The sequence below is a fragment of the Actinoplanes missouriensis 431 genome, assembly GCF_000284295.1.
In the GTDB taxonomy this organism is placed as follows: domain Bacteria; phylum Actinomycetota; class Actinomycetes; order Mycobacteriales; family Micromonosporaceae; genus Actinoplanes; species Actinoplanes missouriensis.
Window position 1 is genome coordinate 977,238 of the sequence record NC_017093.1, and the last position, 18,528, is coordinate 995,765.

Genomic DNA, 18,528 nt, shown 5'->3' on the forward strand with positions numbered 1-18,528 from the left:
TCGCACAGGGTTGCATTCCCGTGATCTCATGGGACAACACGACCGCAAGCGGTAACGGAGGGCGAAATCGTGCTGGGTGCAGAGCCAGGCGCCGACGACGGCGTGCACCGGACCCGGGGCGCCGCCTCCGGGCTGGCCGATCAGACCGCGGAGGGGACGGACGAGCCGGTGATGCCGGCCGCGCCGCCGTTTCCCACCTTTGAGAACACCCCCACGTTGCCGCATCAGACACCCGGCAACGGATTCGAGAGTGGACGTGACAGTCGTGCCCGGTGAACCCACCCCTTCGCTGCCCCGTCGTGGCCCGGCGCCGCCGGTGGACCAGATGAGCAACGCGGAGCTCGCGCGGATGGTCGAGTCCGAGCATCCGTACCGGGGAAAGGCCCTTTTCGAGCTCTGCGACCGGGTGCCCGCCGACGACGACGCGGCGACGAAGGTGGGACTGCTCTCCCGGCTCACGTCGTTGCGCCGGGCGCGGCTCTTCGACCGGGTGTCGCTGGCCTGGTCGGCGATCATCGCGCTCCTGGCGGCCGAGACCACCCATGCGCGGGACGAGGCTTACGCGGCGTTCGAGGCGCTGGACCCGGCGGAGCAGCAGGACATGCTGGACTATCTGGAGGTCGGCGCGATCGAGGAGGCCCACCCGCGCATCACGTGAGCGGGCCTCCCTCCGGTGGTCTCAGGCTTCGACGCGGACGTCTTTGCGGAATGCGACCCGGTCGCGCACCGCGGAGGCGTCCGGTTTCGGGTCGGGGTAGAACCAGGCGGCATCGGGGGCGGTGTGCCCGCCCGCCTGCAGCGAGTAGTAGGACGCCTTGCCCTTCCACAGGCAGACGGTGTGCGTCTCGGACGGGACGAGCACGTCCTCCCGCACGCTGGCGAGGGGGAAGTACGTGTTGCCCTCGACAACCACGGTGTCGTCGCTTTCCGCGATCACTTCGTCGTTCCAGATGGCCTTCGGCATGTCTCGAACGTAGCGCGCCTCGCGATTTGTGTCCGATACGTGCGTTTTCTTCACCTCTCGTGGGTGAAACCTCGCAAACCGCATGTGTGAAGATCTACTCTTGGTCCCCAGCTTCCCCCTGGAGTGCACCATGCAGAACCGGCTCGATGATCTGCGCGGCCCCGCGAAGGCCAAGCGGCACAACGCACGGACGATCGCCGCGCTCACCGGCAACCCCGGCTGCTCCCGCCGCGCCGTGCTGGACGCCGCCGGAGTCGACAAACTCAAGCTCGCCGACCGGCTGGGCTTCCCCGGCAGCTTCGGCCAGTCCCGGTTCGCGCTCTCCCGGGGCAACGCGTTCGAGGCCATGCTCAAGGCCGACGACTGCGAGCTGCTGCGGTCGGTGCTCGGCGCGTCCGCGTCCCTGGCGTACCAGGATCTCGGCGCCGACTCGCTCGGCGACCGGCATGCGGAGACCGAGCGGGTGCTCGCCCACGCGCACGCCGCGCTGATCGACCATCCGCTGCTCACGCTCGAGGTGGCCGGGCAGACCGTCTATCTGGAACCGGATCTGGTCGCCTACGCCCACCAGGGCCGTCTCCAGGTCGTCGAGATCAAGTCGTTCGCGATCGTCGACGACCAGGCGGACAGCGCCAAGGTCTCGGCCGCCGCGGTGCAGGCCGCCGTCTACGTGCTCGCCCTGCGCGACCTGCTGACCCGTCTCGGCAAGGACCCCGACCTGGTCAGCCACAACGTGGTGCTGGTCTGCCCGGAGAACTTCTCGCTCAACCCGAAAGCCGTCGTCCTCGACGTCCGCAAACAGATGTCCACGCTGCGCCGCCAGCTGTCCCGGCTCGCCTCGGTCTCGTCGCTGATCGAGGCCCTGCCGCCGGGCGTCAGCTTCGACGTCACCCTGGAGCCCCTCCATCTGGTCGAAGCCCTCGGGCACGTCGAGGCCCGGTACGCCCCGGAGTGCCTCTCCGCCTGCGAACTCTCGGTCTACTGCCGGCACGAGGCCTCCGGCGGGACCGCGGCGCTGGGCCGGACCGTCCGGGAGGCGCTCGGCGGCATCGAGAGCGTCGAGGAGGTGCTCGCGCTGGCCGAGGGCCGCCAGGAGCCCACCGAGGAGCAGGCCGAGTCGGCGGCGCTGCTGCGGGCCGCCCTGCGGTTGCGCGCCGAGGCGCTGTCATGAGCGCTGTCACGAGTGTCGTGCCGGGTTCCCGGCGATTCCGGGTGGCCGGCCGTTGAGCACCCTCACCGCGCTGGCGCGGGCGCAGGCCGTCGCCACCGGTCGGGCGCAGCCGATCGCCACCGTGCGGCACCTGCACGTCCACCACGAACCGCTGGTGCTCGTCCCGTTCGCCATGGCCGGCGAGGCGAACGCGCCGCTCGCCGCCATGATCGGTACCGATCCGGCGAAGCCGAGGCTGCTCGTGGTCCGGCAGCCCCGCAACCGCGACGACCGGTTCGCCTTCTTCGCCGAGCTGGCCGAGGAACTCCTGCCGTACCTGGAGTCGTTCGCGACCGAGAGCGAAGAGGTCCCGATCGACCGGGGCAAGGACGTCCGCCTGCGCTACCTGGACGCGCCGCAACTCTGGGTACCGAACCCGGCCGGCGTCGACTTCCTCCGGCTGCTGGGAAGATCAACCCGATTTCGTACGGTCGACGGCGAGTACCCGGTGCCCGCCGGTGTGCCCCGGCTCGGCCGCTGGCTGACGTTCCTGACCGGCGCCGCCGAGATGCCGGGCTCGGCGCTGCTGCTCACCGCCGTCCAGGCGCTGGGACTGCACTGGGCGACCGGGCAGAGCGGCACCGAGGACGCCCAGTTCGGCACCCAGCTGGCCTGGATCGAGTCGGGCGCCGCCGCGGCCCGTGCCGCGGAGAACGGGCCGGCCGCCGGTCCCGCCACCGACCCGGAGTTCGACAACCGGGTGCTCGCGCCGCTGATCGAACGGTCCGCGCCCGAGCTGCCCGACGTGCTGCACGAGCTGATCCTGCCGACCTGGGACGGGATGTGGCGTGCGCTCGGGCTGCTGCGCGGGCTGCCGGTCGGCGACCGGGTGTCGTCGCGGTGGGACTCGGACCGGGACGCGTACACCGCCTTCGCCGACTACATCGCCGAGGGAGGCGCGCCACAGCCCCGGCGGGACAGCGCGGTGGCCGCCGCGGCGCGCCTCGCCCGGCTGGAGAACGCCGCCGCCCGGTACGCCGTGCAGCGCGCCTTCGACGACCCGCTGGTGCTCGCCGAACACCGGCTCACCGGTGCCGCGTTCGCCGGGGTGGTGACACTCGCCAACCCGAACCGGATCGACGACAGCGGCAAACGTAAGGCGCTCCGCCCGCGGATCATGGTGCACACCACCGAGCCGGTACGGATGGAGCCCGGCACGTCGCTCACCTCGCCGGCCCGGACCGCGCAGAAAGCACGGGTGATCTCGGTGACGCCGGCCGGTGACGGGGTGGACGTGCTGCTGGAACTCTCCGGCGGGATGGGCCGCAAGCTGGTCGCCGAGCCGGGGAGTGTGCCCGAGGTGGGGGAGCGGCTGGTGCTGACCACGCTGAACGAGGGTTTCCGGCCGGGCGGCTCCTTCCCCGACCCGGCAGACACGCCGTGGACCCACGGCGGGCCGCCGGTCACCGAAGCGCCCGTCTGACCGACTTCGCGGTCCAGCCTTGATCGGTTCAGCGGTGCAGCCTTGATCAGTTGAGGCGGTGCAGCCTTGATCAGTTGAGGCGGACCAGCAGGAGCGCTATGTCGTCGTTGCCGTCCGGGGCGGCCGCCAGCAGCAACTCGCCCAGCTCGTCGGGTGTGCGACCGGCCGCGGCGCTCAGCACCTCGCCGATCCGGGCGACACCGTCGTCCAGGAGGCGCTGCCGGTTCTCCACCAGGCCGTCGGTGTAGAGGACAAGCGTCGAGCCGGCCGGCACGAACCGGCGGCTGGTGGTCCGCGGCTCCCTCGGCGGCAGGCCGAGCAGCGGCTCCGGCGGCACCCACCAGACCTGCACCGTCCCGTCCGGCAGCATCAGCAGCGGCGGCGGATGGCCGGCCGACGCGAAATTCACCGCCCAGCCCGACCAGGACCGTTGCACCCGGGCCAGGACCGCTGTCGCGGCGCCCGGCACGCGCAGCCCGTGCAGCGCCTGATCGAGCCGGGAGAGCAGATCACCCGGCTCCTCGTCACGGCCGTACGCGTCACCGCGTACCAGATTGCGCAGTTGACCCATGGTCGCCGCGGCCTCGATGTCGTGCCCGGCGACATCACCGACCGCCACCATCACGCTGCCGTCCGGCTGAGCGAAAGCGTCATACCAGTCGCCGCCGACCGCCGCGCCGTCCTGCGCCGGCACATAACGGGCGTGCAGGTCGACGCCCGGAATCGCCGGCAACTCGGTGAGCAGGCTGCGCTGCAGGACCTCGGCGACGTGCCGCTGCTCCCGGTAGAGCCGGCTGTTCTCCACCGCCAGCCCGGCCCGGCGGCCGATCTCCGCCGCGGTCCGCTCCTCGGCCGCGGTGAACGCCGCCCGGTCCGGATGCTTCACCAGCAGCACCGCGCCGAGCGTCTCCCGCCGCACCGGCGAGGTGATCGGCACCAGCAGCGACGCGCCGAACCCGGCCCGGGTGGTGATCTCGGCGAGCTCGGCGTCGTGCAGCCGGCTCCGCAGGTCGGCCGCGCCGTCCGGGGTGCGCAGCGCACGCGTCCGGTGGGCCGCCCGGACCATGGCGTCCAGGTCGGCGTGCGAGCGCATGCCCAGCTCGGCGAGACGGGCCATGTCGGCGGCCCGATCCGCGTGCCGGTGAGCGGCCGAGACGTGCGCCGCACCGCGCGGCGAGTCGGCGATCGTCACCACGCACCAGTCCGCGAGCCGGGTCGACACGATGTCACCGAGCCGGCGCATCGCCTCCTCGACGTCCATCGTCGCGGCCAGCGACTCGGTCAGCTCGGCGAGCACCTCCAGCTGCTGGTGCGCCGACTCGGCGGCCCGGCGGGCCTCGTCCGCCGCGACCCGGGCGATCCGCAGGCAGACCTCCGAGGAACACACCTCGGCGAGCTCGCTGATCAGGGTGATCTCGCTCGGCGTCCAGACCCGGGGCTCCCGGTCGACCGCGCAGAGCGTGCCGACGATCAGGCCGTCCGGGTCGGTGATCGGGGCACCCGCGTACGCCAGAGCGCCCAGCTCCCGGATCGCCGGGTTGTCCCGGGTCCGCGGATCGGCCCGCACGTCCGGGATCGCCAGCAGGCGCCCGGCCATCACGACATGCCTGCTGAACGAATGGGTGAGTGACATCTCGCGAACCGTGGCGAGCGGCTCCGGCACACCCACCTGGCCGGCCAGATACTGCCTGTCCTCGGCGACCAGGCAGACCACGCCCATCGGCGCGTCGACCAGCTTGTTCACCAGCATCGCCACCCGGTCGAACGCCTCGTCCGGCCGGGGCCCGCCGATGATCCGGCGCACCGACCGCAGGCGTAACGGGTCCGCGAGCATGCGGCGCTCGGCGTCGCCGATCACGTCCTCCTGCAGCACCATCGCCCCCCGGTCCCGCTCGCCAGGCTACCGGCGCAGTGGCGGTGGCAGCCGCTCCGAAGCCGATCCGATCATCCGTTTCACCCTTGTCCGAACGGCCACCCCCACCCCATCGGGTGGCTCCTCCGCCCGCCGGCCCGAGGGCGCCGGTAGTAACGCCCGAGGGCCGGCCCTCGACGGCCTCCTCTCGCTCGACCTCGATCCGCCTGCCTTCGCGGCCCGGCCGACCTGGCCTCCCGCTCACCTCGATGCCGCGCCAACCTCGATGCCGCGGCAACCTCGATGCCGCGGCAACCTCGATGCCGCGGCAACGTCGCGGCCGGCCAATTGAGCGGGCGCCCGCCGACGTCGCCGCCCGCCTTCCGCGCGCCGCTTCACCCGCGTTCGCTCGCGCCGCGTTTGGCGCTCGCGCCGCGTTTGGCGCGCGCCGCTCACGCTGCGGCGCCGCCCCGATTGTCGAACGGCTGCCGTATCCCGGCCGTCAACCCGGACCGCAGCGTCCCCCGGATCTCCGTCGGCCCGAGCCCCGCGCACCGCGCCGCCCACGTCAGCTCCCGCCGGACCGTCGGAGCGTCCAGCAGCCCGGCCCCCACGAACCGCCCCAGCGCGAACGCCGCTCGGTTCAGCGTGTCGTTGCGGGCGCCGACCGGCGCGCGGGCCACCCGGTCGGTCTCCGACTCCAGCGCGACCTCCGCGTACCGATCGGGGTGCGCCACCACCCGCCGGCCCCGCGGCGGTGCCGGGCCCTCGATGAGCGCGAGCAGCGCGGCCGGACCGGCCGGGAGGCCCGGCCCGGGCCGCCGGATCCAGCTGTAGTCCACCCCGCTGGCGTGCCGTGACGGCGGCGCCAGAACGTAACCACCCGCGCCGCGCCAGTCGAGCCCGGGCAGCAGCCCGACCCGGTTGCCGAACCCGGTCGGCCGGAACCACAAGTGACGGCCGCCCCGGCCGGTGCGCACCTGAGGGCCGGCCGGGATCTCGTCGCGCAGCAGGTGGCGGAAGCCGTGCCAGCCCTCCGCGGAGTCGACGTCGGCCACGTCCATCACCACGCCCGTGCGCAGCCCGACGTTGGCGCGCGGCCAGCGGGTCCACCAGAGCGTGATCTGCTCGGGGTCGGTGGAGGCGTCGTGCAGGCCGTGCCGCAGGAGCGGGTGCTTGCCGGGGTGATCGCATCGGGACCCCTTGCCGCAGGAACAGACGCCACCCCGGGCAGGCGTGTGCACCGGCAGGACGGGGATGCCGTGCCGGGCGTACGCCAGGGCAGCCGTGAGCGACATTAGAACAAGCGTACGACTATTTCGGCTCCTTCAACACGTGCGCGATGTGATGCGGCGTGCCCCAGGCGATCCAGCTCGTGCGCGGTCAGTTCGCCCCGGCGTGGCCGCAGGATCGGCTGATACACGCCTCCGATTCGGTTATGACCGGTATAAATGCGCCAGCATCGATTGGTTCGCCTCCCAGCCGTCCGGGAACTTGACCGGGACGCCGAGGTGGACCGGCTCGGTCGACGGGTGCGCGTCGAGCAGCTCGGCGATGCCGGCGCGGGCCACCACGACGCACGCGTGCCGGTGCCGCGAGGTCAGCACGCAGAGCCGGCCGGACTCCAGGTGGAACGCCGTCGCGTCGCGCCGGCCGGAGAGCGGGTGGAGCACGACGGTCAGGTCGTACTCCCGGCCCTGCAACCGGTTCGCCGTGTCCACGGTGACGTCGGCGGCCTCCGGCGGCAGCAGCGAACGGATCACCGCGACCTGATCGCGGTGTGCCGCGCCGATGGCGATCCGGTCCGCGGTGAGCGGGCCGGTCCCGGACTCCGACGAGGCGACGCCCTCCCGGGTCAGCGCCCGGGCGGCCAGTGTCGCGCAGGCCGCTGCCGCCTCCGCGTCGGTCCGCACGGTGAACCGGGCGGGCAGCTCGTGCAGCCCCCAGCCGGTCGCGGCCGCGGTGTCCAGAACCTCGTCCAGCGCGTCCTCAGCGGGTTTCCCGAAAGCCAGCGTGCGGTCGCCCGGGCCGGTCCCGGAGCGGAACCCGGTGAACGGGTAGAACGCCCGGGCCACCACCGGCGCCGCCGACGCGGGCAGCCGCCAGGAGACCGGCAACCGGTGCACCGGCAGGTCGGGGTTGTGCCGCAGCAGCACCGCGACCGCGCTCTGCATCGGGTCCCAGGACAGGCCGATCCACCTGTCGACCTCGACCGTGGAGAACGGATCCAGCTGCCCGGGGTCGCCCACGAAGAGCGCCCGCTCGAACCGGGGAGCGACGCGCAGCAGCGCGTCCGACCGCATCTGGTACGCCTCGTCGACGATCGCCTGCGGCCAGGTGCCCTCGGTGACGGTCGCCCACTTGGCGGCCGTGCCGATGGTGACCGCGGGCGAGCCGAGATCCGCCACCTTCGCCGCCACCCGGCAGCTCGGATGTGCCCGCACCCGGTCGGAGGGCTCGTAGTCGACAGCGGACAACCGGCCCACCCCGACCTCCGGCGAGCGCACGCCGAGCCGCTCGATCAGGTCGTCCACCTGCTCGTTCGTCTGTGCCACGATCATCAGCGGCGCGCCTGTCGCGGCCACCTCCCCGGCTGCGCGAACCACCAGCGTGGACTTGCCGGCGCCGGGCGGCGAGTCGACCACCACGCCGCGATCGCGGCCGGACCGCAGGTCGCTCAGCACCGCCGTGATGACGGTCGCCGCCTCGGTGGCCGGGCTCGGGATCACATTCACCCGACGACCGTAGCGTTCCTGTCCGACAAGTTTCCGCGCCGCTCGGTACGCTCCCCGGCATCATGGATCAGCGTGAATGGGACTGGCCGGCCGTCAAGCTGGCGGCGCTCCGGCTCGGCCGGCGGCTCGGTGTGCTCCTGCCCGCCTCGCAGCCGCCTCGCTGGTCGCTGGTGCACATCGTCCCGAGTTCGGGACCGGCCGACGAGGCGGCGAGGCGATCGGGCCGTGCGCGCAGCGACCCGGCGCGCAGTTTCCGGGTCACGCACTGGGAGTTCGAGGCGGACCGGCTCGAGGGTTACGACCCTGACCTGGGTGCGGTCCGCCTCCGTCACGCCGACGCCGCGGACGAGGCGGAACTGCTCGCGGTCCTCCGGGAATGGCAGTTGCGGCCGGAGGATTTCGAACACTCCTGGGACACCGTGGACCCGCACTGACCGCGCTGACTGCGCTGACTGCGCTGACTGCGCTGACTGCGCTGAACAAGCCTCCGTCCGGCCGGGATCGGGTCGCCTTTCCGGTTATGCGAACAGGTCCGCCTGTGCTCGTTCACGTTCGGCGGTGAGAAACGCTTCCGTTTCCGGTCGGTAGTGAGGTGTTGTCACGCTGCGTGTTCGGGCTGAGAAGCCGCTGTGCTGGGCGCTCGCGCCGGCCCGGCAGTCCGGCCACGGCTGCCGTGCACTGAACGTCAATGGCGCGACGACCATTCATGACGAGTAATCGAGAATTGATTGATCGACCGTTGGTTTCCCGGTTAAGAAATTCCCTTTTCCGGTACGAGGTAAGAGCCGCTCCCTTTTCAGCGCCGTTCCCGCCGTACCCGATGATGGGGTTGCCCTGGGTCGGCCCGACGAGATCGCAAGCGTTTGCCGAGCGTGACCCGCACGCGTGGGGCCTCACCCGGGGCGCCGAACCGAAGTTGATCTGACGGGTATCTGACACTTGCTCCGTCGTGAGCCATCTAGTGATCTCGTGGCCCTCGGGGGACACCGCGCCGGTGGGCCCGCTTGCAAGCCCGCCACGCCGACTTGCAGTAGATCCACTTCGCCGGACCCGGCCCGTCACCCGTACGGCGGAATGATCAGAAATTCCCCGCCGTCCCAGGTGAGCCGTCATTTGATCACGCTCGGTGAAGCGATGTTTGCCTCTCCGTCATCGGCTGGAAATAACTACCCGCTTCAATAATCAGCACGGGCGAATGGCGAAACTAACCTGCAACTTGCGCGTGCGGTTCGCATCCGCAAGTTGCAGGTTTCACCGCTCTCCGGCCGCTCGCTCCAGCGTCGTGGCCCACCTTTGATCGACATGCGCGATTTCATTCACGGTTGTTTTTATGATCTCGTTGCGACCCCTTCCAGTCGATCATCGGAAGTGCAACTCTTCTAGCCAGCAGTGACGTCAGGAACACGGACGGTGGTGGTGGGGAATGCGCCCAGACGTTCTCGTCGGTCCGAGTGATTGGCTCATCGATCAGTTCGGCGCCCAGATCGCTGACGAGTTGTGGACCCGGGTCCCGGAGGCTTTGAGCACGGCGATCGATCGCGAGGTGCACGCGCACCCCGCGATGACTCAGACCATGGAACGTGTGCTCGGCAACCCTCGTTGGCCTTTGCCGTACGAAGAGCTGGTCCTCTTCCTCGGCACACTCCCGGGAGCGGAGATCATCGCTGTCCCGCGCTCGGTGTACCAGCTGGTCCTCATCAACGGGCACATCGTGGTCCCGTGGTGCTACGGCCAGTCCGCCCGCCTCTCGATGCGCGACGCGGAAGTCGGCCGTTCCTTCGGCCGTCTCGCCCGCGAGTTGCTGCGCCGCTTCGGCCCACCGTGGCGCCGTTCACCGGTCGAGGCCCCCCTCCCACTCGACGCCGTCGACGAGCGTGAGGTAGCCAAGATCTGCGCAGCGATCGCCCAGATCGCCCCGAAACCCGAGGTGGTCATCGCCGGTTACGCCGGGGCGCCCAACCTGGGACTGCTCCGCGCCTGCCTCGGCGAGGTCAAGTCCACCGACAACGGCACCCTGAACTGGGGCCACCTGGACGACCTGCCCCTCCCGCCGCCGGTGATCCCCCGGCCGAGGCGCATGCAGTTCCCCTAGTTCCCCGGAAGACACCCACCCACAAACGGCCACCTCAGGCAGCCGCCGCCCGAGGTGGCCGTTCCACACCCAGAGAGCGGACGCCCCCTCACCGAGCCGTAGCCCAGGCGTGCAACCCGCCGCCGGTTTGACCTGCGTGCGCTACGGCCGGGCCGGCCGAGCCGTAGGGCGGGCCTGTGACGCGCCGGGTTTGACCTGCGTGCGCTACGGCCGGGCCGACCGAGCCGTAGGGCGGCCCTGTGACGCGCCGGGTTTGGCCTGCGTGCGCTACGGCCGGGCCGACCGAGCCGTAGGGCGGCCCTGTGACGCGCCGGGTTTGACCTGCGCGGGCTACGCCGAGCACCCGAGCGCGCCGAGCGCGCCGAGCGCGCTGAGCACCCGAGCGCGCTGAGCACCCGAGCGCGCCGAGCACGCTGGACACGCCGAGCGCTGGGCACGCGCTAAAACGGACGGAGCGGGACCGCGAATCAGTTGGCCATCAAGTAAGCAGTCGAGAACGGCTCACGCCGCGAGCGCATGTCCGCATAAGCAGCGACCACGAACGGCGTCCCCACCACGGCGAACGCCACCGAGAACAACCCGTTCAGCAGCCCGTCAGCCGCCAGCCCCGCCCCCGCGCCACCGACGACCTCGACCATCGCGCTGACCCCTGCCACGGCGAGCCCGGCGACGATCGCGACGCCGAAGTACGTGCCGATGCGCCCCGCGGAGACCCCGAAGTCGGCGTGGAACAGCTGGAAGCACCGCCCGATTCCGGTCCCGCGTTCGACGGTGACGACCACGGGCAGGACGGCGGTGGCCGCGGCGACGTAGATGACCGGCAGCACGCAGAGGGCGATCGCGATCAGGGCGAGCGGGATGAGCAGGAGGTACCAGCCGAGCAGGGCGGGGGTGCGGCGCAGCGCGGTCCCCAGGGCGGCGCCGAGGCTGACCGGCCGCCCGGTTGCCGCCTGGACGACCAGCTGGACGGTCGCCGACATGGCGATCACGTAGATGGTGCCGGCGATCAGGGCGGCGATCACCAGCAGCGTGAGCGCCAGCACCAGATCACCCAGCGGCGGCAGCTCGGTGGGCCGGACGTCCAGGGCGGCTGCGGCGTCCTGCTGTTCGCGCAGCATGTAGTTCTGGGTGGGCAGGGTCAGCGCGACGGTCGGCACGGCGATCACGGCGTGCAGCAGGAGCGCGGGCTTCCAGATCTGTTTCACCAGGGCGGCGCCGCGCCGGAACCAGCCGTTGTAGTCGCCGCTGACCAGCGGATCGGTGGGACCGGCGTAGTACGACGGTGGAACCCCCGGCTGCTGACCGGGCCAGTAGTGCCCGTTGCCGTCCATGTTCTGCCAGCCCTGATTCACGTGCTTCCCCACGACGTCGTCCGAGATCAGTGGCGTCACCCTAGCGGTTCGGCGATGTGCTGGTGAGCCACCGCGACAACCGGCCGGGCGGAAGCGATGCCGAATCGGCGGTACGGCCTAAACTCCGTGGGATGGCCGAGCAGCGGGAGTCGCCCACCACGATCCGGGATCGTGCCGTGGCCGTCGCCGACTATTTGCTCGCCGTCCGGGCGCAGATGGAGAAGCCGTCGCGGACCCTGCCGTCCGACGCGCAGTGGCTCGACGACCTGCCGCACCACCCGGACTGCCGGACCGGCCCCGGGGCCGACGGCACTTCGTGGCTGCGTGTGGGTCGGCCCGAGCTCCCGGCGCCGGTGACCGTCCCGGCCGCCCTGCGCCGCCGGCTGCGCGGCGACATCTCCGCGACTGACGAGCCGGTGCCGGAGGCGGGCAGCAAAGCCGGGGAGAGTGAAGACAAAGCCGGGGAGAGTGAGGACAAAGCCGGGGAAACAGAGCAAGCGGACGACTTCGCGCACTGGCGGGACACTGTCTGGCGCCCCTGGTCCCAGGCCACCGCCGCCGCCGAGCAGACCCGCGAGCTGCACCGCCGCCTCTTCGACCGGATGTACCAGCTGGACATGGCGACCGCCACCACCGAGCTGGTCTGGGGCCACGGCGTCCTGGAGACCACGGTCGACGGCAACCGGGTGCGCTACCCGCTGGTCGCCACCCCGGTGCTGATCGAGTACGACGCGGACCGCGCCCTGGTCAGCGTCTCCCCGGCCGGCCCGTCCCGGCTGCAGGTGGAGGCCCTCGCGGGGCTCGACGAGCGGTACCTGAACCAGCTCGCCTCCCTGGCCGGCCCGGGTGGCGCGGTCGAGGTGGACCTCTGGAACGACTTCGAGCGGCGCGAGTTCTTCGAGCGCGCGCTGACCCGCCTGGGCTTCGACCGGGAGATCCTCGACAAAGGCGAGAGATCAACCAAGCCGGCGTACGTCGTCGACACCGCCGTCCTCTTCACCCGGCCGAGGCAACGCCACCTCCGTGCCTTCCTCGACAATTTGAGGGATCGCCTGACCAGCGGCGAGTTCGACTCGGTCGGCTCCCTGGCGGCGATCGTGGCGCACGAGCCGAGCCGCCTGGAGATGCCCGGCGACCAGCCGGAGTCATGGTCGCGTGTCGGCGAGCGTCTGCTCATGCCGCTGCCCACGAACGAGGCGCAGGAGTCGATCGCGCGCCGGCTCGCGCATCACCGCAACGTCGCCGTGCAGGGCCCGCCCGGCACCGGCAAGACGCACACCATCCGCAACCTGATCTGTCACCTGATGGCGAACGGCAAACGGGTCCTGGTGGTGGCGCAGAAGGAGGATCCGCTGCGGGTGCTCCGCGACGGCCTCCCGGAGGAGGTGCAGGCGCTCTGCCTCGCGGTTCTCGGCCGGACCACCGATCAGCTGGTGCAGCTTCAGCTGGCCGCCCGGGAGCTCTCGGATCGGGCCGCGACGCTGGACAAGGATGCCGAGGCGAGGCGGGTGGAGCGGCTCACCACCTCACTGGAGGAGGCGGAACGGGAACTCGCCGCGGCGATGGCGGGACTGCGTCTGATCGCCGAGAGCGAGGCGGCCACGTACCCGATCGGTGGGGTTGCTCTTCTCCCCGCCGAGGTCGGCGCCTGGCTTCGGGAGCGTGCCGCGGCGCACGGTGGCATCCCGGACCCGATCTCCGGGCCGCCGCCGCTGACCATCGAGGAGTTCGCGACGCTGCTCAAGCTGGCCGCACGCCTCACGCCGGAGGACCGCGCGGCCGCGATGCGCCCGCTGCCGGAGATCTCCGGTCTGCCGGACGCCGCCGCTGCCGCGTCGGCCCGGGAGAGGATTGGCGAGATCGAGGAGGCTCTCTCCCGCTTGGCGGACCAGGGCGTCGAGATCGGGAGGGTACGGTCGGAGCAGCGGACCGGCATGTCCGAGTTGCTCGCCGAGTTGAAGGACGCGGTGGCGTGGCTGCGGCGGCGCGAGGGCACCTGGACCGACCGGCTGGGCCGGCTGCTCGACGACCCGCATTGGCGCCGCCTCTGGAACGATCAGGTCGCCGCGACCGAGAAGACCTTCGCCGAGCTTGCCACCCTGGCCCGTGCGGTGACCGGCCACCGGATCGCGGTGCCCGAGCCGACCCTGAACGAGCCGAAACTGCTGCTCACCCGGCTGGGCGAGATGCGGCAGCGGTTCGAGGCGGGTCGCGGGCTGAGCCGGTTGCTGCAGCCGGGGCTGTACCGGCTGGCCGACGAGATCCGGGTGGACGGTGAGCCGTTGCGCACCGTGGACGACGTCGACCTGGTGATTTCCGGGGTGCGCCGGTCGCAGGCACGCCGGCGGCTCGGCGACAGCTGGCTGGAGTGGGTGGACCGGCTGTCCGTCCCGGCGCCGCCGACCGGATGGGGCGATCCGGAGGTCTGGGCGGGCGTGCTGCTGGCGGAGGCGAAACAGTCGCTAGATTTCGATCTGGACAGGTGGCCGCCGCTGGCCGGGCGACTCGCTCAGCTCGTACCGCAGAAGGAGCTGGAGATCGACGCGGCGTGCCTGGCCGACGTGGCGGGCCTGCTGGAGAGCGCGGCCGGGGTCTTCGTTCTGGACAAGGCGCAGGCGCAGGCCCGTGCCGTGGCGGAACGGGTGGCGCCCTGGCCGGACCTGGCCGAGGCGTGGAAGACCTTGGACGGCTGGGACGACGCGGTCGCCGCGGTGCGCCGGTTGGTGCTGCTGCAACCGGACGTGATGCGGTTCCACGCGGCGCACGATCGGCTGCTGTCGGTGGCGCCGGAGTGGGCCGCCATGATCGCGGGCGGCGAGCACCCGGTCGTCTCCGGGCAGGCGTGCCTGGAGGCGTGGGAGTGGCGGCGGGCGCAGACCTGGTTCGACGAGGTGGTCGGTGACGTCGATCCGGCGGTGCTGTCCCGGCGGGTGGAACGCGCCCGCGCCAAGATCCGTCGCCTGACCGGTGAGCTGGTCGTCGCGTCCGCCTGGCTGGAGGTGTCCCGGGCGCTGGACGACCGGCGGCGGGCCGCGCTCGGGGACTGGACCACCGCCCTTCGCAAGATCGGGAAGGGCACCGGCCGGGGCGCGGCGGCCTGGCAGGCGCACGCCCAGCGGGCGATGGAGTCCGCGGTGAGCGCGGTGCCGGTCTGGGTCATGTCGGTGGACCGGGCGATCGAGCAGTTCGCCGGCGGCGCGAAGTTCGACGTCGTGATCGTCGACGAGGCGTCCCAGGCGGACCTGTTCGCGCTGCCGGTGCTCTCGCTCGCCGAGCGGGCCGTGGTGGTCGGCGACGACCAGCAGATCGGTCCGCAGCTGGGCTTCGTCGGGTCGGTGACCGGGCTGATCCAACGGCACCTGGACGACGTGCCGTCGGCCGAGCACTTCGACCCGGAGTCCTCGCTCTACGACCACGCGGTGCGCCGCTCGCCGGAGCGGATCCTGCTGACCGAGCACTTCCGGTGCGTGCCGCAGATCATCGAGTTCTCGTCCCGGCACTACTACGACCACAAGATCATGCCGCTGCGCGCCGACCGGCCGGTGCTGCCGCCGATCCAGACGGTCTTCTGCGCGTCCGGGGTACGTCAGTCGCTGGCCGGTTTCGGCGATGTCAACCTGGAGGAGTCGGCGGCCCTCGTCGAGCGGGTCACCAAGATCGTGGCGGATCCGCGGTACGACGGCCGGACGCTCGGCGTGATCAGCCTGCTGAGCAGCAGTGGGCAGGCCGCGCACCTGTTGACCCAGCTGCGCGAGGCGATCGGCGAGGACGAGATCGAGGCCCGGCGGCTGCGGGTCGGTGACGCGTACACGTTCCAGGGCGACGAACGCGACGTCATGCTCGTCTCGATGGTGGTGTCCGAGAACGATCCTCGGGTGGCGGCGTTCACGAAGCGCGACTACCACCGGCGGATCAACGTGGCGGCGTCCCGGGCCCGGGACCAGCTCTGGATCTTCCATTCGGTGCGGCCCTCGGCGCTCGCGGCCGACGACGCCCGGGGACTGCTCCTGTCGTACGCGCTGAACCTGCCCACCGAGGCCGCGGCCGCCGACCTGGCCGCCCGCTGCGAGAGCGACTTCGAGCGTGCGGTGCTGAAGCTCCTGGTCGAGCGGGGGTACCGTCCGATCCCGCAGTTCCGGATCGGTGGCTACCGGATCGACTTCGTGCTGAACGCTCCGGACGGGCGCCGGCTCGCGATCGAGTGCGACGGGGACGCGTACCACGGCCCGGAGCGCTGGGAGAGCGACATGCGCCGGCAGTCGGTGCTGGAGCGGGTCGGCAACTGCGTGTTCGTGCGGATCCGGGGCAGCGTCTTCGCCCGGGAGCCGGAGGCGGCCATGCGGCCGCTCTGGCAGCGGATCGCGGAGTTGGAGATCGCCACTACATAAAGCACTCTTCTGCTGGCGGTGAGTGCATGTGGACGGTCGGGTTCGGGTACAAGATTGCGCAAGGTTCCAAGGCCAACACTTGTAGTAACTGTCTGTCATGGAGTTCTCGGCGGCATTTCGGCGTAAATGCGGAGTGACGAGGTCATCCGATCGGTTGTTTCGTCTCTCTGGATGGGCGATAATTCCCTGCTCCTGGCCCCGCTGGCGGAAACGTCAAAACTTTGACGCTTGTGTCCACTGTTACTACGGCCCGGTGACGGGTCGTAATAGGTGAGGGGTCTTGAGGTTGGTCGGGGGAGCAGCCGTGCGTGAGGGGGGAGGTGTCGTGGAATGACCGTGCCCGAAGAACGGGAGCGCTGGTCGCCGGCCCCGCCGTCGGCTCTGCCCGAACCACGGCAGCCCGCCGAGGACCGCGCCGCCTGGTTCACCTACTCCGCGGCCGGTGACCAGATCGTCTGGTCCGCCGCGCTCTCCGCGATGCTCGGCCGCCCGCCCGCCGAGAAGGAGATGACCCGGCAGATACTCGCCCGTTACGTGCACCGCGACGACCACGCGAAAGCGCTCGGCGCGATCACCGAGGCGTGGACCAGCCGGAACACCGTGCACACCACGGTCCGGCTGATGCGCACCGACGGCGGCTGGTTCGACGTGGACTGCCGGCTCGAGCCGATGATGAGCCCGGACGGCACGGTCCGCGGCCTGCGCGGCACGGTCCAGGACGTCACCCACCGGGAGCGGACCCGCCGGGAGAACGCGCGGCTCACCCGGCGCGGTGAGACCGTGCAGGCGTCCCTGATCGAGCCGGACCCGGCGACCGGCCTGCTCACCCGGGCCCGGTTCGCCGACGAGATCGACCGGGCGCTGCGCGGTTCGGCCGGCGCGGTGCTGGTGGTGCGGGTCCAGGCGGAGGACGACGGCGAGGACGGGGTGCGCCCCGAGCGCAACGGCGAGCTGCTGCGCCGCGCCGCGCGGCTGCTGGAGGACCGGATCCCCCCGGAGCATCTGCTCGGCCGGGTCGGGCCCAACGAGATCGGTGTCCTGCTCGCCGCGGCCGCCTGGAACACGGCTCACGAGCACGCCCGCCGGCTGATCGACGCGCTGCGGTCCGCGCCGCCGGCCGACCGATGCCCGCGAGCCACCGCCTGGGGCGGCCTGGTCCGCTTCGAGCAGGACGCCGAGGCCGGCAGCCACGACCTGCTGATCGACGCCGAGCAGGCTTGGCGGCAGTCCCGCGAGCTGCGCCGGCCGCTCACCCTGGTGGCGCATCCGGTTCCGGTGCGGGACCGGCAGGGGTCGTACCGCAGCCGGGTCGCCGACGCGCTCGGCACCGACCGGTTCACGCTCTACTCGCAGCCGATCCTGGAGCTGCAGACCAACAAGGTGACCCGGCACGAACTGCTGCTGCGGGTGATCGACGAGGCCGACGGCCCGCAGTCGCCGATCCAGGTGCTGGACACCGCCGAGCGGCTCGACGCGATCTTCGACATCGACCTCTGGGTGGTGGAGCGGGCCATGCGGCTCGCCGCCGAGGAGCCCGGCCTCTGCCTGCAGGTCAATCTCTCCGGTCGCTCGGTCGGCGACCCCCGGCTCACCGCCGAGGTGGAGAAACTGCTCGACCGGTACGCGGTGGATCCGGCACAGCTCACCTTCGAGATCACCGAGACCGCGCTGATCGGCAACCTGAGTGAGGCGCGCCGCTTCGCCGACCGGGTCCGTGACCTCGGCTGCGGTCTGGCGCTCGACGACTTCGGCTCCGGGTACGCGTCGTTCCGCTACCTGCGGCTCTTCCCGATCGACCTCGTCAAGATCGACGGGGAGTATGTGGTGGATCTGGTCGACAACCCGCAGGACCAGGTGCTGGTCCGGGCGCTGGTGCAGGTCTGCCAGGCGTACGGGATCCACACCGTCGCCGAGTTCGTGCAGGACGAGCCGACCCTGCGGATGCTGCGTGAGCTGGGCGTCGACTACGTGCAGGGCTATCTGATCGGCCGGCCGTCACCGGTTCCGCCGGGCCGATTGCACAACGCCTGACGCGGGTAACGTGCGGTGCATGGAGCACTTCACGATTGCGACCGTCGCTGAGCAGAGTCCCGACTTCCGCCGCGTCCTCTGGACCGGTAAGCACACCCAGCTCGTGGTCATGACGATTCCATCGGGCGGCGAGATCGGCGAGGAGGTCCACGAGGTGGACCAGATCCTCACCTTCGTCAGCGGTGTCGGCAAGGCCATCATCTCGGGTCAGACCCGCAAGGTCGCGCAGGGCGACCTGGTCGTGGTGCCCGCCGGGCGCAAGCACAACTTCCTCAACGACGGCCCGAACCCGCTGGTCCTCTACACGGTTTACGGCCCGCCGGAGCACGCGGACGGCGCCGTGCACAAGACCAAGGAAGAGGCCGACGCGGCCGAGGAAGCCGGCCAGGACGAGCCGCCGTCGGCGTGACGCGCGCGGCTCCGGCGACTGATCGGTTAAAACGACGCCGGAACCGGCCGAGGCCCCCCAGCCAGCCGGTTC

The 18,528-nt window shown here is 71.5% G+C and carries 13 protein-coding genes; 8 read left to right on the plus strand and 5 right to left on the minus strand.

The window, feature by feature from the left end:
- Nucleotides 1–250: 250 nt before the first annotated feature.
- Nucleotides 251–658: a hypothetical protein gene (locus AMIS_RS04595; RefSeq protein ID WP_231859233.1), complete on the plus strand. Its 408-nt coding sequence runs from the start codon at nt 251–253 to the stop codon at nt 656–658.
- Nucleotides 659–679: 21 nt separating this feature from the next.
- Here the strand turns inward: AMIS_RS04595 and AMIS_RS04600 are convergent, their stop codons facing one another.
- Nucleotides 680–964 (minus strand): DUF427 domain-containing protein, encoded by a 285-nt coding sequence (locus AMIS_RS04600; protein ID WP_014441033.1) that lies wholly within the window; start codon nt 962–964, stop codon nt 680–682.
- A 130-nt stretch (nt 965–1,094) separates the two neighbouring features.
- Here AMIS_RS04600 and AMIS_RS04605 point away from each other — a divergent pair, with 130 nt between their 5' ends.
- The gene (locus AMIS_RS04605) at nt 1,095–2,135 is read left to right on the plus strand and encodes a hypothetical protein (RefSeq protein WP_014441034.1); all 1,041 of its coding nucleotides are present in this window, start codon (nt 1,095–1,097) and stop codon (nt 2,133–2,135) included.
- 52 nt (nt 2,136–2,187) lie between these two features.
- The gene (locus tag AMIS_RS04610; protein WP_014441035.1) at nt 2,188–3,597 is read left to right on the plus strand and encodes a hypothetical protein; all 1,410 of its coding nucleotides are present in this window, start codon (nt 2,188–2,190) and stop codon (nt 3,595–3,597) included.
- Nucleotides 3,598–3,667: 70 nt separating this feature from the next.
- On the opposite strand, the gene AMIS_RS04615 is transcribed toward AMIS_RS04610, so the two are convergent.
- From AMIS_RS04615 to AMIS_RS04625, 3 genes are all read right to left on the minus strand, one after another.
- Entirely contained in the window at nt 3,668–5,473 is a 1,806-nt protein-coding gene (locus AMIS_RS04615) for a GAF domain-containing SpoIIE family protein phosphatase (protein ID WP_014441036.1), read from the minus strand.
- A gap of 428 nt (nt 5,474–5,901) precedes the next feature.
- The gene (locus AMIS_RS04620; protein ID WP_014441037.1) at nt 5,902–6,747 is read right to left on the minus strand and encodes a bifunctional DNA primase/polymerase; all 846 of its coding nucleotides are present in this window, start codon (nt 6,745–6,747) and stop codon (nt 5,902–5,904) included.
- A gap of 138 nt (nt 6,748–6,885) precedes the next feature.
- Nucleotides 6,886–8,184 (minus strand): AAA domain-containing protein, encoded by a 1,299-nt coding sequence (locus tag AMIS_RS04625; protein ID WP_014441038.1) that lies wholly within the window; start codon nt 8,182–8,184, stop codon nt 6,886–6,888.
- Nucleotides 8,185–8,246: 62 nt separating this feature from the next.
- Between AMIS_RS04625 and AMIS_RS04630 the strand changes: the two genes are divergently transcribed.
- Together AMIS_RS04630 and AMIS_RS04635 are read left to right on the plus strand one after the other, a co-directional pair.
- Complete coding sequence (locus AMIS_RS04630; protein ID WP_014441039.1) at nt 8,247–8,618, plus strand: hypothetical protein; 372 nt, start codon at nt 8,247–8,249, stop codon at nt 8,616–8,618.
- A 989-nt stretch (nt 8,619–9,607) separates the two neighbouring features.
- A complete protein-coding gene (locus tag AMIS_RS04635; RefSeq protein WP_014441040.1) occupies nt 9,608–10,276 on the plus strand; it encodes a hypothetical protein in 669 nt (222 codons plus the stop codon).
- Nucleotides 10,277–10,743: 467 nt separating this feature from the next.
- On the opposite strand, the gene AMIS_RS04640 is transcribed toward AMIS_RS04635, so the two are convergent.
- Nucleotides 10,744–11,640 (minus strand): hypothetical protein, encoded by an 897-nt coding sequence (locus AMIS_RS04640; RefSeq protein ID WP_157434734.1) that lies wholly within the window; start codon nt 11,638–11,640, stop codon nt 10,744–10,746.
- A 119-nt stretch (nt 11,641–11,759) separates the two neighbouring features.
- Between AMIS_RS04640 and AMIS_RS04645 the strand changes: the two genes are divergently transcribed.
- The 3 genes from AMIS_RS04645 to AMIS_RS04655 all read left to right on the plus strand — a co-directional run bounded on the left by AMIS_RS04645 (nt 11,760) and on the right by AMIS_RS04655 (nt 18,456).
- Nucleotides 11,760–16,016 carry an AAA domain-containing protein gene (locus AMIS_RS04645; RefSeq protein ID WP_014441042.1) on the plus strand — a complete coding sequence of 1,419 codons (4,257 nt, stop codon included), beginning with the start codon at nt 11,760–11,762 and terminating at the stop codon, nt 16,014–16,016.
- 330 nt (nt 16,017–16,346) lie between these two features.
- Nucleotides 16,347–18,047, plus strand: a complete 1,701-nt coding sequence (locus AMIS_RS04650) for a sensor domain-containing phosphodiesterase (protein ID WP_014441043.1) — start codon at nt 16,347–16,349, stop codon at nt 18,045–18,047.
- 19 nt (nt 18,048–18,066) lie between these two features.
- Nucleotides 18,067–18,456: a cupin domain-containing protein gene (locus AMIS_RS04655; RefSeq protein ID WP_014441044.1), complete on the plus strand. Its 390-nt coding sequence runs from the start codon at nt 18,067–18,069 to the stop codon at nt 18,454–18,456.
- Nucleotides 18,457–18,528: the final 72 nt, after the last annotated feature.

Bases quoted from the DNA above. Each gene is read 5' to 3' on its own strand.
- AMIS_RS04600 (WP_014441033.1), bottom strand. From the start codon at position 964: ATGCCGAAGGCCATCTGGAACGACGAAGTGATCGCGGAAAGCGACGAC.
- AMIS_RS04605 (WP_014441034.1), top strand. From the start codon at position 1,095: ATGCAGAACCGGCTCGATGATCTGCGCGGCCCCGCGAAGGCCAAGCGG.
- AMIS_RS04615 (WP_014441036.1), bottom strand. From the start codon at position 5,473: ATGGTGCTGCAGGAGGACGTGATCGGCGACGCCGAGCGCCGCATGCTC.
- AMIS_RS04620 (WP_014441037.1), bottom strand. From the start codon at position 6,747: ATGTCGCTCACGGCTGCCCTGGCGTACGCCCGGCACGGCATCCCCGTC.
- AMIS_RS04630 (WP_014441039.1), top strand. From the start codon at position 8,247: ATGGATCAGCGTGAATGGGACTGGCCGGCCGTCAAGCTGGCGGCGCTC.
- AMIS_RS04635 (WP_014441040.1), top strand. From the start codon at position 9,608: ATGCGCCCAGACGTTCTCGTCGGTCCGAGTGATTGGCTCATCGATCAG.
- AMIS_RS04645 (WP_014441042.1), top strand. From the start codon at position 11,760: ATGGCCGAGCAGCGGGAGTCGCCCACCACGATCCGGGATCGTGCCGTG.
- AMIS_RS04650 (WP_014441043.1), top strand. From the start codon at position 16,347: ATGACCGTGCCCGAAGAACGGGAGCGCTGGTCGCCGGCCCCGCCGTCG.
- AMIS_RS04655 (WP_014441044.1), top strand. From the start codon at position 18,067: ATGGAGCACTTCACGATTGCGACCGTCGCTGAGCAGAGTCCCGACTTC.